This is a genomic window from Bradyrhizobium sp. NBAIM01 (assembly GCF_020194115.1).
In the GTDB taxonomy this organism is placed as follows: domain Bacteria; phylum Pseudomonadota; class Alphaproteobacteria; order Rhizobiales; family Xanthobacteraceae; genus Bradyrhizobium; species Bradyrhizobium yuanmingense.
This window is the reverse complement of the sequence record NZ_JADYVU010000003.1, coordinates 735,871-750,016: the sequence shown is the minus strand read 5'-3', so window position 1 is coordinate 750,016 and position 14,146 is coordinate 735,871. Positions and strand designations below refer to the sequence as shown.

Genomic DNA, 14,146 nt, shown 5'->3' with positions numbered 1-14,146 from the left:
TCAGGTACACAGCTGCCTCAACCCGTCATTGCAATCCAGAATCCCTGCGCGGAAAGACTATGGATTGCTTCGCTGCGCTCGCAATGACGGTCGTGTGGTGGGCAGCATCCGGGCTGCGGGACTGTGTTGATTTGCTCGACCGGGGCTTACGTTGGTATGGTTCCTGCAGGCAACTCAGCCTCCATTCCCTGACAAGACCGAGACAATGCCAAGCTCAAGACCCGACCGCATCCGAAAACTCCTCGCCGACCTCGTCTCGTTCGACACCGTCAGCGACCGCACTAACCTGCCCCTGATTGCCCATATCGAGAGCTATCTCGCCGCGTTCGGCCTCAAAGGTGAGCGCATCGTCGACGAGACCGGCGAAAAGGCTTCGCTCTGGGTCACGATCGGGCCGGAGGATCGGCCGGGCTTCGTGCTGTCGGGCCATACCGATGTGGTGCCTGTCGTGGGCCAGGACTGGAGCCATGATCCGTTCAAGCTGGTGGAGCGTGACGGCAAGCTGTACGGCCGTGGCACCACGGACATGAAGGGCTATGTGGCGGTGTGCCTCGCCATGGTGCCGGAGATGGTGGAGGCGAGACTCAAGACGCCGATTCATCTGGCGATCTCCTATGACGAGGAGATCGGCTGCGTCGGCGTGCGGCCGATGCTGCACGAGGTCGCGAAGAAGAGGGTCCGGCCGCTCGGCGCATTCATCGGCGAGCCCACCCAGATGCAGGTCATCATCGGCCACAAGGGCAAGCACGGTGTACGCGCCACGTTCCATGGGCTCGCGCGTCATTCCTCGATCGCGCCCGACGGCGTCAATGCGATCGAATATGCCGCCGAGCTGATCGTCGAGATCCGCCGCCGCGCCGTGGCGCTGGCGGCCATGCGGTCGACGGACAGCCTCTACGACGTCCCGCATTCGACGCTGCTCACCAGCATCGTGCACGGCGGCGCAGCGCTGAACATCGTGCCTGATACCTGCACCATGGATTTCGAATGCCGCGGCATCGGGATCACCGAGTCCAAGGAGGTGACCGATGCGATCGTCGCCTGGGCCAAGGCCGAGATCGAGCCGGCGATGGAGGCGAGACATCCCGATTGCGGCATCGATTTCGAGGAGATCCTCGACTATCCCGCGCTCGACACCGCCGCCGACGCCGCCATCGTCACGCTGGCCAAGAGCCTCGCAGGACGCAACGACCACGCCAAGGTCGCGTTCGGCACCGAGGCGAGCTTGTTCGCCGGCATCGCCGACATTCCCTCCGTGGTGATCGGCCCGGGCTCGATCGCGCAGGCGCATACGCCGGATGAGTTCGTGGAGATGGCGGAGCTGGAGAAATGCGCGGGGTTCGTGGAGCGGCTGATCGCGCATTGTGCGAAGGGGTAGCTCGTCATTGCGAGGAGCAAAGCGACGAAGCAATCCAGACTGCGACCGCGGAAGGATTTCTGGCTTGCTTCGCTTCGCTCGCAATGACGGAGCGCGGGGGAACCACCTGTCCGGATCGTCGCACTCATTGCGACTACGGGCTCACCGCGCCCTATCGCTCCTGCAAGGCCAGCCGCACGCCGACGGCGCAGTAGATGGCGCCGACTACCTTGCCCTGCCACTTCACCACCGCCGGATGGCGGCGCAGTAGGTTGCCGAGACGACCGGCGCCGACGGCGAACACGACAGTGCTGACGAGACCGAGCAGCACGAAGACGACACCGAGAATGGCAAGCTGAAGTGCGGGCGCGCCGTGCTCCGGCTTCACGAATTGCGGCAGGAACGCCAGGAAGAACAGTGCGGTCTTGGGATTGAGCACCTCGGTCAGCACGGCCTCGCGAAAGGCACGGCCCGCGCCGATCGCGGGCGCGGCGCCGTTCAACTCGATCGGGGCCTTGTCGAGCATGGCGCGAATGCCAAGATAGATCAGGAAGCCAGCGCCGGCATATTTGACGATGCTGAACAGCAGCGCCGAGGTGGCGATGATCGCCGAGAGTCCGACAATCGCCATCCCCGTATGTACCAGGTCTCCAGCGGCGATTCCCGCACCCGTGGCGATGCCGACCTTCGTTCCCGAGCTTGCCGCCCGCGCCATCGTGAGCAGCGTCGCTGGTCCCGGGATGAAGACGAAACCGAGCACGATGAGGACGTAGGTGATGAGGGTAGTGTGGTCGATCATGCGCGGGTCTCCCGGGGCGGATTGGGCAAAGGGATACAAGGACTCGGTCGCTGCGAAAGGCACTTGCGCGGTGTGAATTGCGAGTCTTGGATTCCGCCTCCTCGTCATTGCGAGCGCAGCGAAGCAATCCAGGGGGCCACCGCGGAAAGAATCTGGATTGCTTCGCTGCGCTCGCAATGACGGCGCGTGTGGAGCAGCGCCTTACCAAAACAAAAAAGGGCGCAGCCATCGGCCGCGCCTTTGTTCTTCCTACACCGCCCCCGCCTTCTGCGCGTATTCCCAGGAAGCCTTCGACAGCGGCACGGTGCGCTTCGCGGATTCGAGCGCCTTGGCGTTGGCGGCGGTGCCGTCGCGGACGCGGCCGGCGATGCCTTGGGTGATGCCGGCGAGACGGAACAAATTGTAGGCGAAGTACCAGTTGAGATCGGGCACCGTCATCTCTGTGACGTTGCAATAGATCTGCGCGGCCTCTTCGAGGCTCGGGATGTTGAGCGCCTTGAGGTCGGTACCGTCGAGGCCCGGCATGATCCATTGCATCAATAGATAGGTGAAGTCGGCCATGGGATCGCCGAGCGTCGACAGCTCCCAGTCCAGCACCGCCTGCACGCGCGGTTCCGTCGCGTGGAAAATCATGTTGTCGAGGCGATAGTCGCCATGGACGATGGAGACGCGCGCCTGCTCCGGCACCGTCTTCGGCAGCCATTCGGCGACCTTCTCGAACTCCGGAATGTGCTGGGTCTCGGAGGCGCGATATTGCTTGGTCCAGCGGTCGATCTGGCGGGCAAAATAGTTGCCGGGCTTGCCGAAATCGCCGAGCCCGATGGTAACAGGATCGAACATGTGGAGTTTCGCCAGCGTCTCGATCTTGCTGGTGAAGATCTTTCGGCGTGCATCGTTGTCCTGGCTCGGCAGCGTCGGATCCCAGAACACGCGGCCCTCCTCCATCGACATGATGTAGAAGGCCGCGCCGATGACGCCGTCGTCCTGGCACAGCGCATAGGCGCGCGCGACCGGAAAGCCCTGCTTGCCAAGCGCCGCGATGACGCGATACTCGCGGTCGACTGCATGCGCCGAGGGCAGCAGCTTGCCGAACGGCTTGCGGCGCATCACGTAGGAGCGGTTCGGTGTGTTGAGGCGATAGGTCGGGTTGGACTGCCCGCCCTTGAACTGCAGCACCACAAGCGGGCCTTCGAAGCCTTCGACGTGCTCGCGCATCCAGGCCTCGAGCCGCATCTCGTCGAAGCGATGCCGCTCCTCGACCGGCTTGGTGCCCGAAAACTCCTCGTCTTTCCTGACGCCGTCAGCCACGGTCACGCTCCCTCTTCAGTCCGAACATGATCCTAATCGGTAACCGCTGACGCACTTGCGTCAAGCGGTTACCGCAATTGGATCATGTCCCGTCGTTTCTTCAAGTCGGGAGCGCCGCAGGGCTCCCCCGCTTAGTGATTGGGAGAGTTTGCATACTTCCGAAGTTCGAGCCTGGCAATGGCGCGATTGTGCACCTCGTCCGGGCCGTCGGCGAGCCGCAGCGTGCGGATGTGGGCGTAGTCCTTGGCAAGGCCAGCCTCGTCCGACACACCGCCGCCGCCGAACGCCTGGATCGCCTCGTCGATGATCTTCAGCGCCATGTTGGGCGCAGCGACCTTGATCATGGCGATCTCGGCCTGCGCGGTCTTGTTGCCGACCTTGTCCATCATGTCGGCCGCCTTGAGACACAGAAGACGCGTCATCTCGATGTTGGTGCGGGCCTCGCCGATGCGCTGCTCCCACACGCTGTGCTCGACGATTTTCTTGCCGAACGCGGTGCGCGAGGCGAGCCGCTTCACCATTTTCTCCAGCGCCTCCTCGGCCTTGCCGATGGTTCGCATGCAGTGATGGATACGGCCCGGGCCGAGGCGGCCCTGCGCGATCTCGAAGCCGCGGCCTTCGCCGAGCAGGATGTTCTCCTTCGGCACGCGCACGTTCTCGAGCAGCACCTGGGCATGGCCGTGCGGGGCGTCGTCGAAGCCGAACACAGGCAGCATCTTCTCGACCTTGATCCCGGGCGTGTCGAGCGGAACCAGGATCTGCGACTGCTGCTGGTGCTTGGCGGCCTTGAAATCGGTCTTGCCCATCAGGATCGCGATCTTGCAGCGGGGATCGCCGACGCCGGACGACCACCATTTGCGGCCGTTGATGACGTAATGGTCGCCGTCGCGCTCGATGCGGGTCTCGATGTTGGTGGCGTCGGACGAGGCCACCGCCGGCTCCGTCATCAGGAAGGCGGAGCGGATCTCACCGTCCATCAGCGGCCGCAGCCATTTCCGCTTCTGCTCCTTGGTGCCGTAGCGGATGAACACTTCCATGTTGCCGGTGTCGGGCGCGGAACAATTGAACACTTCCGAGGCCCAGGTGATGCGGCCCATTTCTTCCGACAAAAGCGCGTATTCGAGATTGGTCAGTCCCGCGCCGCGGAATTCATCGTCCTCATGCTCGGACGGCGGCATGAACATGTTCCAGAGGCCTTCGGCCTTCGCCTTCTTCTTGAGGTCCTCGAGAACAGGGATCACCTTCCAGCGGTCGCCGCTCTTGTCCTGCTGATCGTAGATCGGCACCGCCGGGCGCACGTGCTTGGCCATGAAGGACCGCACGCGGTCGAGCCATTCCTTTTGCTTGGGCGACATATCGAAGTCCATGCGACGCTCCTCTCTCTCACTGGTCCTTTTGCGCCGGACTGTCCTCCCGCTTTGCGCGGCCCGCAAGCGCGAATGCGCGTCCTTGCGGACCTGTCGAAACCCGGCTGCAGTTGCGAACGAGTCCCGATTGCGGATTGACTTTTCCCGACCTTCAAACGATAGTTTCATACAACTGTTTGAATTGCAACTCCCCTCCCCGAGGGCATCCATGGCCAGCGATCATACGAGGTCTGCCATTCTCGCCGCCGCCGAGCGGCTCTATGCCGATCGCGGCTTCGGCGACGTGACGCTGCGCGACATCGTCGCGGAGGCGGGCGTCAACCTCGCCGCGGTGAACTATCATTTCGGCTCAAAGGACGAGCTGATCGCGGAACTATTCGTCACACGCTCGATCGCCACCAACCGCGAGCGCCTGCACGAGTTGAAGGCGGCGGAGGAGCAAGGCGGCGGCCGCGCGCCGATCGAGGTCATCCTGCGCGCGTTGGTCGGGCCGACCTTGCGCGGCTGCCTGGGGCCGGAGAACCAACGCTCGACCGCGGCGCGCTTCATGATCCGCGCCTCGATCGAATCCGTGCCGCCGATCCGGCGCATCAAAAACCGCGAGATCGACCATTTGCGCAAATTCGTCGGCGCGATGCGGCGGTCCCTGCCCGACCGCAGTGACGTCGATATCTATTGGGGCCTCAACTTCGCGCTCGCCATGGCGCATCACACCATCCGTGAGAGCGAGCGGCTGACCAAGCTTTCGGAGGGCAAATGCGACCTCGACGACGTCGAGGATGTGGTCACGCGCGTCGTCAGCGTGGCGACGATGGCGCTGACGGCGGGACGGATGGAGCCGAAGGTCTCTTCAAAGGTGGCGGCGCGTTAGCGCGGATGGGCGTTGACGGTACGGAGCTGGAAGCTGCATTCGCGGTGCGCTCCCTCGCCCCGTTCTTACGGGGCCGCGACGAGCTTTGCTCGCGCTGAGAGGGGTTGGGGTGAGGGGCCTCTCTCCACACGTGCGGTCTTCGGGAGACCTGTACCCCCTCACCCGGATCGCACCGGACGATGCTTTCGCATCGCCGAGGCGATCCGACCTCTCCCCGCAAGCGGGGAGAGGTGAAGTCAGCGCCATTCACCTCACAACAGGCGATGCAGTCGATCTGGTCGAAGAATGATTGGTGGGCGGGACTACGCCCGCTGCGGCATCTCCTCGGCCTCTTCCTTGGCGAGCAGCAGCAGCATCTCGATGCCCATTTCGCCTTCCTGCGGCGAGCGGATGAACTTGATCTCGTCGGCGCTCTGCCGCAGCGCGGCAATGATGGCGACGGCCTGATTGGCGGTGGCCGCCTCGGTCGCCAGAATGGCTTTCTGGTCCTTGGCCTGGAACCCGATCGTGTAGGACATTCACTTCCCTCCCCGAACTCAAGTGGAGAGATCGAATCAGAGTCGGAGGCAAAGCGGAAGCCTGTGCGACTACGGACCGGGATTACTTGGGGATTGCGGGCAAGCTTCACGCAAGCCCCGGCATGGCGCCCCGATTTTTCTCGCCGTTTCCGCAAGCGCGGCCCTCTTCCCTTCTCCCCTTGTGGGAGAAGGTGGCGCGAAGCGCCGGATGAGGGGTTCTCTCGACGAACTCGACTGCAGCTTTGCACGCGGAGAGAACCCCTCACCCGTCTCGCCGCTTTGCGGCGAGCCACCCTCTCCCACAAGGGGAGAGGGAAAGCCGGCGCCGCTTCGTCGAATCTAGATGATGCCCTGCTGCTTCAGCTGCTCGATCTTGCCGGCATCATAGCCGAGCTTGCCGCCGAGCACCTCCTGGGTGTGCTCCCCGAGCAGCGGCGGGGCGCGGTAGTCCTTGATCGGTGTCTCCGAGAGCGTCAGCGCGTTGCGGACCAGCGACAGATCGGGCTCGAAGGGATGGTTGACCTTCACGCGCATGCCGCGCGACTGGACGTGCGGGTCGGAGAACACCTGCTCGAAATTGTTGATCGGCCCTGAGGGCACCCCCGCCTCCTCCAGCTTCTCCAGCCAGTAGGCTACCTTTTGCTTCAGGAACAGGCCGGCGAAGATCGCCATGATCTCCTTGCCGTGCACGACGCGGTCGTTGTTCTTGACGAAGCGCGGATCGCTTGCGAGCTCGGGCGCGCCGAGCACGGCGCAGGTGCGCTGAAACTGGCCGTCATTGCCGACCACGACCATCAGCTCGCCGTCGGTGCAGCGGAACACGCCGGCCGGCATGCCGCCATTGCCCCAGGTGCCGCGGCGCGGCGGGATCTTGCCGTTGACGAGATAGATTTGCAGCCAGTGCGACAGCGATGCGATCACCGTATCGAATAGGCAGACGTCGATGTGCTGTCCCTGCCCGCCCCTGGCGTCGCGATGGTAGAGCGCCGAGAGAATGCCGATCGAGGCGTTCATGCCGGTCATGTAGTCGACGATCGACGGGCCGACCTTCATCGGGCCCTCGCCCGGCTCGCCGTCGATATGGCCGGTGACGCTCATCAGGCCGCCCATCGCCTGCAGGATGGCGTCGTAGCCGGCGCGCGGCGCATAGGGGCCGGTCTGGCCGAAGCCGGTCACCGAGCAATAGATGATGCCGGGATTGATCGCCTTGATGGTCTCGTAGTCGAGGCCGTAACGCTTGAGGTCGCCGACCTTGTAATTCTCCATGAAGACGTCGGCATCCTTGGCGAGCTCGCGGACGATCGCCTGCCCTTCGGGCTTGGCGATGTTGACGGTGACCGACTTCTTGTTGCGATTGGCGCAGAGGTAGAACGAATTGTTGTTGTTGGCCTTGCCCTCGGGGTCGGTCAGGTAAGGCGGGCCGAAGGCGCGCGCGTCGTCACCGGTGCCGGGCCGCTCGATCTTGATCACCTCGGCGCCGAGATCGCCCAGCATCTGGGCCGACAGCGGCCCGGCCAGCACGCGGGTGAGGTCAAGGATCTTGATGCCTGAGAGCGGCAGGGCAGACATGTCGATTTCCTCCGGAGAACTGGATCTTGGCGCGGCGGCGGGATCGCGAGGCCGCGCTCCCTGCCGATACCACCATTTTCGCGCCCTGAGCACTGCACTGGCGGCATACGGCTATCTCCGGCCGGACCGGAGGTCGTCGCCGTCAGCAACTTTCCGCGCGGCGAAGATTGCGTGATCGGCTCAGGTCACAACAACCGGCAGCCGCGGCCGGCGCCGAGCGAGCAGAACGAGGATCAGCACCGTCGCGCAGGAGAACACCAGCGTGAGGCCGAGCGCGCCGCGGCTGCCGAACGCCGTGAGCAGGCCGACGAGGAGCGGCGGCGATATCGCGGAGGCCAAGTTGAGCGGCAGCGCGATCATCGACATCGCTTTGGCGAACTCGGCCTGGTCGTAGAACACCAGCGGGATGGTCGCCCGCGCCACCGCCATCGCGCCGCTGCCGGCGCCATAGAGCAGGATGAAGACCGCCACCGCCCAGGTGGCACCCTCGCCCGTCATCAGCAGCAGCATGGCCACCGGCAAGGCGCTGCCGGCGACGAGCCCCGTCGTGATGCCGTCCCATCGTCCGCCGCCGAGGAAATCCAGTCCGCGAGCGCTGACCTGGATCACGCCCAGCATGGAGCCGAACAAAAGCGCCTGAGCCGGCGCCAGCCCCTCTGCCCGCAACAGCTCGATCAGGATCGCACTGACGCCGAAATTGACGAAGGCGTTCAGCGTGATCGCGGCGACGACGAGACCGAACGTGCTCCGCGCAATCGCGGGCGGCGGCGACCGCGTGGCCGGCGCGGCGCCTTCGTCCCTTGCGATCTGTCGGCGCGGCGCGCAGAACGCATAGAGCGGAAGGCTGACGAGGAGCATCATCGCCGCATAGACCAGACACGTCCCCCGCCAGCCGAGGTGACCGCTCAGGAACGAGGTCGTCGGCCAGAAGATGCTGCTGGACAGGCCCGTCACCAGCATCAGCGCACCGATCGCGTTCTTGGCCTGCCGCCCCGCAATCTCGTTCAGCATGATATAGGCGCCGGTCGACAGCGTGGCGCTGCCGGCGATGCCGAGGACGATCCAGGCGGCGAAGTACAATACCGGCTCTTGCGCCAGCGACAGCAGCACGAAGCCAGGCGCCGTCACGATCGTGCCGACCATCATCACCGTCCGCGCGCCATGCCGCGCAAACGACTTGGCGAGCAACGGGCCGCACAACCCCATCGAGACGTAGAGAACGGACGTGCCGGCGAACACCGCCGGCAGGCTCATGCCGAGATCGGCGGCGAGTTCGCGCCCGACGACGGCGGGAAGCCCGATCGTGCCCCATCCGACCAACTGCGTGATGGCAAGCACCAGCAGCACGCCGATCAGCCTGCGGTCGGATTTCAAGAACTGCATTCCAAACGTCGCCCGCCCGGCAGGCGCCGAGTACGCCTGTAGCATCTGTCTACTCGGAGAAACGGCGCACGGGAACGCCGGCCGCCGAATGGCAGGCGGCAGCCGGGAGCATGTCAGGACGAGGAAGCCGCTTACCCTGCGATGCCGAGCAGCGATCGCGCTTCAGTCGCGGTCGCAACGCGCCGGCCCTGGCGCGCGACCGCCTCGCAGGCCAAGGTCACGAGCTCGGCGTTGCTGGCAGCGAGGCGCGTCTTGTCGATGCGGATATTGTCCTCGAGCCCGGTGCGGACCGCGTCCGCCCCTCGGGCGAGCGCCCACCCCATGACCTCGGCCTGATGGCGGCCGATTCCGGCTGCGGTCCAGGTTGCCTTCGGGATCAGCCGCCTGAGCTCGCCCAGGAGAATGTCGAGCACATGCTCGTCCGCCGGCATCGCGTTCTTGACGCCCATGACGAACTGCACGTGCGGACGCGCGTCGATGAGGCCCGCATCGATCAGGCGGCGGGCGCCATGCAGATGCGACAGATCGAAGATCTCGATTTCCGGCCGGATGCCGTTCGTCTTCATGCTAGTGGCGAGCGTCTCGACCAGCGCGGCGCTGTTCTCGTAGACGATGGTCGGAAAGTTCACCGATCCCGTGGAGAGCGAGGCCATGTCGGGCTTGAGGTAGAGCGCCGATCCGCGCGCCGAGGGATCACGGCCACGCCCGCCGGTCGAGAACTGGACGATCATATCAGGACAATGCTTTTTGATCCCCTCCTGCACCTGGGCAAAACGCTCGGGATCGGAGGACGGCGTCTCGTCGTCGTTGCGGACGTGGATATGCGCAAGCGTGGCGCCCGCCTCGAAGGCCTGGTGCGTCGATTCGATCTGCTCCGAGGGCAGGATCGGCACCGCCGGATTGTCCTTCTTGCGCGGAACGGAGCCGGTGATGGCGACGGCAATGACAGCGGGGTTCATCCAGCGACCTCATGATCTTTGCGCTCGCGCGCATAACGTTCGGCCAGTCTTGCTACAAGTGAAACCCTGTCGCGGCAACATTCGTCGATCGCAGCGACAGGGCCTTTTCGTCCGAATCAGGTCGGAAGTGCGGTCGCCCGGCCTGCTGTGGCCGTGCGGCTGGCGGCGGCGCGCGCGATGACCTCGAGGCGACTACCTCGATTCAAAGGCCGCTACGGAAATGACGGAGGAGTGCCGCCCGCCGCGGGCGATTGATCGTCTGGTCGGTTGGCCGCAGCGGAGCCCCCTCACGCGGTGTGGCCGGGATCCACGTGCTTCGGCGTCTTCTTCTCGCGCTGCGGCGTCATCTTGGCCGGATCGGGCGCGCCCGGCACGCCGCGCGGGCCGAGCTGGTCGCGCTGGATGTCGTCCTCGGAGCGGGATGGCTCGACGCCGTTGGGCTCACGGGGCTTGGTCATCGCGTCTTCCTTCTCAAGCGTTGTCCCGGACGCCGAGCGCGTTGCCTCCCGCCTCGCGGCCGGGCACGCTGACCTGAACTTCATGTCCCTCACGCAGCGCGAGGGATGCGGCGGCGACTGCGGACTCGAACGCGGCTTCCTTGGTGGCGTAGGTGTTCTTGACGTCGCCGTCGTGCAGCACGCCCCATTCGTCCCGCACCGGCACGATGGCATATTGCGCAAGGCCCATTGTCCAAACTCCTGGCTCTAGATTTCAGAGAAAAGGTCTGCACGACAACGCGCCTGCGCGCTTAACGTTGCGTCAGCTGCGGATCGGTCGCGCTCACTCGCCAGACCGTATTGCCGCTGTCGTCCGCAACCAGAAGCGCGCCGGTCTTGTCGATGGCAACACCAACGGGGCGGCCGCGCGCCTTATTGTCGCTGTTGAGGAACCCGGTGACGACGTCCTGCGGCGGGCCGCTCGGCTTGCCGTCCGTGAACGGCACGAACACGACCTTGTAGCCGCTCAGCACCTGCCTATTCCAACTGCCGTGCTCGCCAACGAAGGCGCCGCTGCGATAGGCGGCTGGCAGGCTGGTGCCGGTGTTGAAGGCGAGCCCGAGCGGGGCGACATGCGAGCTCAGCGCGTAGTCAGGCACGATCGCCCTGGCGACGAGATCCGGCCGCTCCGGCTTGACGCGGGGATCGACGTGCTGGCCGAAATAGCTGTAGGGCCAGCCGTAGAAGCCGCCGTCCTTCACCGAGGTCATGTAATCGGGCACGAGATCGGGACCGAGCTCGTCGCGCTCGTTGACCACCGCCCAGAGTGCACCGGTCTGCGGCTCGAAGCTGAGGCCGTTGGGATTACGCAGGCCGCTTGCGAACACGCGCCAGCGGCCGCTGGCGCGATCGACCTCGAGGATGGCGGCGCGATTGTGCTCGGCCTCCATGCCCCTCTCGGCGGCGTTGCTGTTGGAGCCGACGCCGGCATAGAGCTTCGAGCCGTCGGGGCTGGCGACCAGGCTCTTGGTCCAGTGATGGTTGATCGGACCGCCCGGCAGTGGCGTCAGCACCGTGCCCGGCGCGGTGATCTTCGTGTCCCCTTCGGTGTAGGGATATCTGAGGATGGCGTCGGTGTTGGCGACATAGAGATCGTTGCCGACCAGCGCGACGCCGAACGGCGAGTTGAGATGGTCGAGGAAGACGCTTTGCGTCTCCGGCACGCCATCCCCGTTGCTGTCGCGCAGCAGCGTGATGCGGTTGCTCGCGCCGCTGTCGCCGCCGGAGGTCGCCCAGGACTGGATGACGCCCATCACGAGTTCCTTGGGCCGCTTGATCGGAGCGCCTTTCGGCGCCTTGGATTCCACCACCAGCACGTCGCCATTGGGGAGAACGTAGAGCGAGCGCGGGTGCTGCAGGCCGGTGGCGAAGGCCTTGGCCTGCAGGCCCTGCGCGACCGTCGGCGTCTCGTCCTTCTTCCAGCCGACGATGCGGGCAATGTGGACCGGCGGCAGCAGATATTGCTGGATTTCGGGAAGTGCCGGATTGGCGCCGACCTGCGCGTTGGGATCGCCGCTGCCGTCATTGCAGCCGGCCAGCCCCAGCAGCGACGCGCACAACAGCGCGCGGATCATCGCAGACGTCATCGTGCAACTCCCACGCCGTGGCGATAGACGAGAGCCCAGCCGAGCCACCCCGTGATCGGCAGGATCAGCACTGTGAGCGCGGACAAGGCGAGCCCGCTCGGCCACACGGAAGTCCAGCCATCGCGCATGTGGATCATCAGATTGACGATCGAAAGGATCAGCACCACGGCATTGCCGATCAGATGCGGCCAGGCCGGCGCCTGCGCCCGCACCAGCCGATTGCCGAGGAAGTCGATCAGGCCCGCGATCGCCGCCAGCACGCCGAAGACGATTCCGGCGAGCAGCAGCCAGGCCGAAAAATTCGCCCACATGATCTCGGCACTGGCGACATAGGCGATGTCGGTCAGCAGCGCCCCGACGAAACACGTAATCGGGATCGGCACCAGCATCGGATGAATCGGATGACCCGCGATCTGCGCGGTGGAACGCACGCGCACGTCGTCTTGCACGGTTGGCCTCGTGACTTTCACCCTTGCCCCCACGGCGAACTCCTGCTCATGACGAAGGTTCCTCCGCGTGCTGCACCGCGCCTGGAGCGAGGCTGCACCGCGCAAGGGGAACTGAATGGGACATCCGGAAGTCTTGACTGGATCAGCCTTTCGGAGACCGCAGCGTGGATCAGTCTGGCGACGGCGCCTCATTCAACCCAGCATCCAAGCTCGACGGCGTGTCGCGGCGCCAGACCAGGCAGATCGAATCCCAGAGCAGGCCAAGCGCCGCGCTGATCCATGAGACGATCCGCGCCGAAGGCGAGCAGGAGCTGGAGCGGCGATGGTGGGCCATCGTGCTGTCCGGTTTTGCTGCCGGCCTTTCGATAAGCCTGTCGCTAATCGTTCAGGGCGAGTTGCATGCGCTGATCTCGGATGAGGCGACCCGCCGCCTGGTTGCTCCGCTCGGCTACACCGTCGGCTTCCTGGTCGTCGTGCTGGGACGACAACAGCTCTTTACCGAGAACACGCTGACACCGATCCTGCCGCTGTTGCACAACAGGGATCTCGGCACCTTGGCGAGCGTGCTCAAGCTCTGGATCCTGGTTCTCGCCTCGAATATCGCAGGGACCTGGGCAGCCGCCTCCGTGCTCGCTCGCACCAGCATCTTCGAACCTCGCATCGTGGACGCCTTCATCGATCTCAGCCGGCCGACGATCGAGGGGACGTTCTCGAGCACCTTCGTCAGGGCCATCTTCGCCGGCTGGCTGATCGCCTCGATGGCCTGGCTTCTTCCGGCTGCCAAAGGCTCGCGCGCACACATCATCGTAGTGATGACCTATGTGGTCGCACTCGGCCAGTTCTTGCACATCGTCGCGGGTTCGATCGAGTGCGCCTTTCTGGTGCAGAGCGGCCTGGCCTCGTTCAGCCAATATGCCTCCGACTTCTTCATACCCACGCTACTCGGCAATATTATCGGCGGAACGACCCTGGTTGCGCTGCTGAACTACGGACAGGTCGCCGCCGAAATCGATAACCACAGGGGATAGAGCCTGCACGAAGCGGCTGCTTTGGACAGGAACGATAGCGCAGAGCTGGGTTTGCCCTAGCAATCAACGCGGTCAAGCAGGATCATTCATGAGCATCGAGAGCAAGAGCCCATTCGACAGGAACCGGCCGAAGGATCACGCGACATCATTGATCGCGAACTTCAGCGCGGCGACGAGGCCGACAAGGTCGATCATCTCCCCGGCGTGAAGGTCAGCGGACAGCCTCAAGGCGGCGCGCTCGATCGCGCACGGAAGGAACGCGAGCGACGGGACGAGGAATAGCTGATCGGCCGTCAAGCCACGGGCGGCTATCGAGGAAACGCCCTGCTGGGATATCGCGTCCAACAGGTTCTGGAGCGGGTGAAGGGAATCGAACCCTCGTATTCAGCTTGGAAGGCTGCTGCTCTACCATTGAGCTACACCCGCGTTGGGGGCTCCCTAACACGGCCGGGCTG

Annotated in this window: 15 protein-coding genes and 1 tRNA gene; 3 read left to right on the top strand and 13 right to left on the bottom strand. The window is 64.8% G+C overall.

Annotated elements, in window-relative coordinates:
• The first annotated feature begins 205 nt into the window (after positions 1–205).
• Positions 206–1,378: an acetylornithine deacetylase gene (gene argE, locus I6F31_RS14450; RefSeq protein ID WP_225185582.1), complete on the top strand. Its 1,173-nt coding sequence runs from the start codon at positions 206–208 to the stop codon at positions 1,376–1,378.
• Between the two features lie 151 nt (positions 1,379–1,529).
• Here the strand turns inward: argE and I6F31_RS14445 are convergent, their stop codons facing one another.
• From I6F31_RS14445 to I6F31_RS14435, 3 genes are all read right to left on the bottom strand, one after another.
• Positions 1,530–2,156 carry a LysE family translocator gene (locus I6F31_RS14445; protein ID WP_225185581.1) on the bottom strand — a complete coding sequence of 209 codons (627 nt, stop codon included), beginning with the start codon at positions 2,154–2,156 and terminating at the stop codon, positions 1,530–1,532.
• A gap of 249 nt (positions 2,157–2,405) precedes the next feature.
• The gene (locus I6F31_RS14440; protein ID WP_225185580.1) at positions 2,406–3,464 is read right to left on the bottom strand and encodes a phosphotransferase family protein; all 1,059 of its coding nucleotides are present in this window, start codon (positions 3,462–3,464) and stop codon (positions 2,406–2,408) included.
• 131 nt (positions 3,465–3,595) lie between these two features.
• Entirely contained in the window at positions 3,596–4,831 is a 1,236-nt protein-coding gene (locus tag I6F31_RS14435) for an acyl-CoA dehydrogenase family protein (protein ID WP_036027669.1), read from the bottom strand.
• Between the two features lie 208 nt (positions 4,832–5,039).
• On the opposite strand from I6F31_RS14435, the gene I6F31_RS14430 reads away from it, so the two are divergent.
• Positions 5,040–5,702 (top strand): TetR/AcrR family transcriptional regulator, encoded by a 663-nt coding sequence (locus I6F31_RS14430; protein WP_036027671.1) that lies wholly within the window; start codon positions 5,040–5,042, stop codon positions 5,700–5,702.
• A gap of 302 nt (positions 5,703–6,004) precedes the next feature.
• Here the strand turns inward: I6F31_RS14430 and I6F31_RS14425 are convergent, their stop codons facing one another.
• The 8 genes from I6F31_RS14425 to I6F31_RS14390 all read right to left on the bottom strand — a co-directional run bounded on the left by I6F31_RS14425 (position 6,005) and on the right by I6F31_RS14390 (position 12,663).
• Positions 6,005–6,220 (bottom strand): hypothetical protein, encoded by a 216-nt coding sequence (locus tag I6F31_RS14425; protein ID WP_036010888.1) that lies wholly within the window; start codon positions 6,218–6,220, stop codon positions 6,005–6,007.
• A gap of 339 nt (positions 6,221–6,559) precedes the next feature.
• Positions 6,560–7,789, bottom strand: a complete 1,230-nt coding sequence (locus I6F31_RS14420) for a CaiB/BaiF CoA-transferase family protein (RefSeq protein WP_225185579.1) — start codon at positions 7,787–7,789, stop codon at positions 6,560–6,562.
• Between the two features lie 180 nt (positions 7,790–7,969).
• Entirely contained in the window at positions 7,970–9,172 is a 1,203-nt protein-coding gene (locus I6F31_RS14415) for an MFS transporter (protein ID WP_225157132.1), read from the bottom strand.
• Positions 9,173–9,303: 131 nt separating this feature from the next.
• Entirely contained in the window at positions 9,304–10,131 is an 828-nt protein-coding gene (locus tag I6F31_RS14410) for a 3-keto-5-aminohexanoate cleavage protein (protein ID WP_225185578.1), read from the bottom strand.
• A 287-nt stretch (positions 10,132–10,418) separates the two neighbouring features.
• Complete coding sequence (locus tag I6F31_RS14405; RefSeq protein WP_167361681.1) at positions 10,419–10,589, bottom strand: hypothetical protein; 171 nt, start codon at positions 10,587–10,589, stop codon at positions 10,419–10,421.
• Between the two features lie 13 nt (positions 10,590–10,602).
• A complete protein-coding gene (locus tag I6F31_RS14400) occupies positions 10,603–10,818 on the bottom strand; it encodes a hypothetical protein (RefSeq protein WP_036010879.1) in 216 nt (71 codons plus the stop codon).
• Between the two features lie 61 nt (positions 10,819–10,879).
• The gene (locus I6F31_RS14395; protein WP_225185577.1) at positions 10,880–12,214 is read right to left on the bottom strand and encodes a sorbosone dehydrogenase family protein; all 1,335 of its coding nucleotides are present in this window, start codon (positions 12,212–12,214) and stop codon (positions 10,880–10,882) included.
• Positions 12,211–12,663: a DUF2231 domain-containing protein gene (locus I6F31_RS14390; protein WP_036010873.1), complete on the bottom strand. Its 453-nt coding sequence runs from the start codon at positions 12,661–12,663 to the stop codon at positions 12,211–12,213. Before I6F31_RS14390 ends, I6F31_RS14395 begins: the two co-directional genes overlap by 4 nt.
• 164 nt (positions 12,664–12,827) lie before the next feature.
• Here I6F31_RS14390 and I6F31_RS14385 point away from each other — a divergent pair, with 164 nt between their 5' ends.
• A complete protein-coding gene (locus I6F31_RS14385) occupies positions 12,828–13,691 on the top strand; it encodes a formate/nitrite transporter family protein (protein WP_036010870.1) in 864 nt (287 codons plus the stop codon).
• A gap of 135 nt (positions 13,692–13,826) precedes the next feature.
• On the opposite strand, the gene I6F31_RS14380 is transcribed toward I6F31_RS14385, so the two are convergent.
• Together I6F31_RS14380 and I6F31_RS14375 are read right to left on the bottom strand one after the other, a co-directional pair.
• The gene (locus I6F31_RS14380) at positions 13,827–13,988 is read right to left on the bottom strand and encodes a hypothetical protein (RefSeq protein ID WP_157784055.1); all 162 of its coding nucleotides are present in this window, start codon (positions 13,986–13,988) and stop codon (positions 13,827–13,829) included.
• Positions 13,989–14,043: 55 nt separating this feature from the next.
• Positions 14,044–14,117, bottom strand: a tRNA-Gly gene (locus I6F31_RS14375).
• Positions 14,118–14,146: the final 29 nt, after the last annotated feature.

What these genes read in the sequence shown, in the direction of transcription:
- I6F31_RS14420 (WP_225185579.1), bottom strand. Translation starts at nt 7,789, where the DNA reads ATGTCTGCCCTGCCGCTCTCAGGCATCAAGATCCTTGACCTCACCCGC.
- I6F31_RS14445 (WP_225185581.1), bottom strand. Translation starts at nt 2,156, where the DNA reads ATGATCGACCACACTACCCTCATCACCTACGTCCTCATCGTGCTCGGT.
- I6F31_RS14415 (WP_225157132.1), bottom strand. Translation starts at nt 9,172, where the DNA reads ATGCAGTTCTTGAAATCCGACCGCAGGCTGATCGGCGTGCTGCTGGTG.
- I6F31_RS14405 (WP_167361681.1), bottom strand. Translation starts at nt 10,589, where the DNA reads ATGACCAAGCCCCGTGAGCCCAACGGCGTCGAGCCATCCCGCTCCGAG.
- I6F31_RS14395 (WP_225185577.1), bottom strand. Translation starts at nt 12,214, where the DNA reads ATGACGTCTGCGATGATCCGCGCGCTGTTGTGCGCGTCGCTGCTGGGG.
- I6F31_RS14430 (WP_036027671.1), top strand. Translation starts at nt 5,040, where the DNA reads ATGGCCAGCGATCATACGAGGTCTGCCATTCTCGCCGCCGCCGAGCGG.
- I6F31_RS14425 (WP_036010888.1), bottom strand. Translation starts at nt 6,220, where the DNA reads ATGTCCTACACGATCGGGTTCCAGGCCAAGGACCAGAAAGCCATTCTG.
- argE (WP_225185582.1), top strand. Translation starts at nt 206, where the DNA reads ATGCCAAGCTCAAGACCCGACCGCATCCGAAAACTCCTCGCCGACCTC.
- I6F31_RS14400 (WP_036010879.1), bottom strand. Translation starts at nt 10,818, where the DNA reads ATGGGCCTTGCGCAATATGCCATCGTGCCGGTGCGGGACGAATGGGGC.
- I6F31_RS14435 (WP_036027669.1), bottom strand. Translation starts at nt 4,831, where the DNA reads ATGGACTTCGATATGTCGCCCAAGCAAAAGGAATGGCTCGACCGCGTG.
- I6F31_RS14410 (WP_225185578.1), bottom strand. Translation starts at nt 10,131, where the DNA reads ATGAACCCCGCTGTCATTGCCGTCGCCATCACCGGCTCCGTTCCGCGC.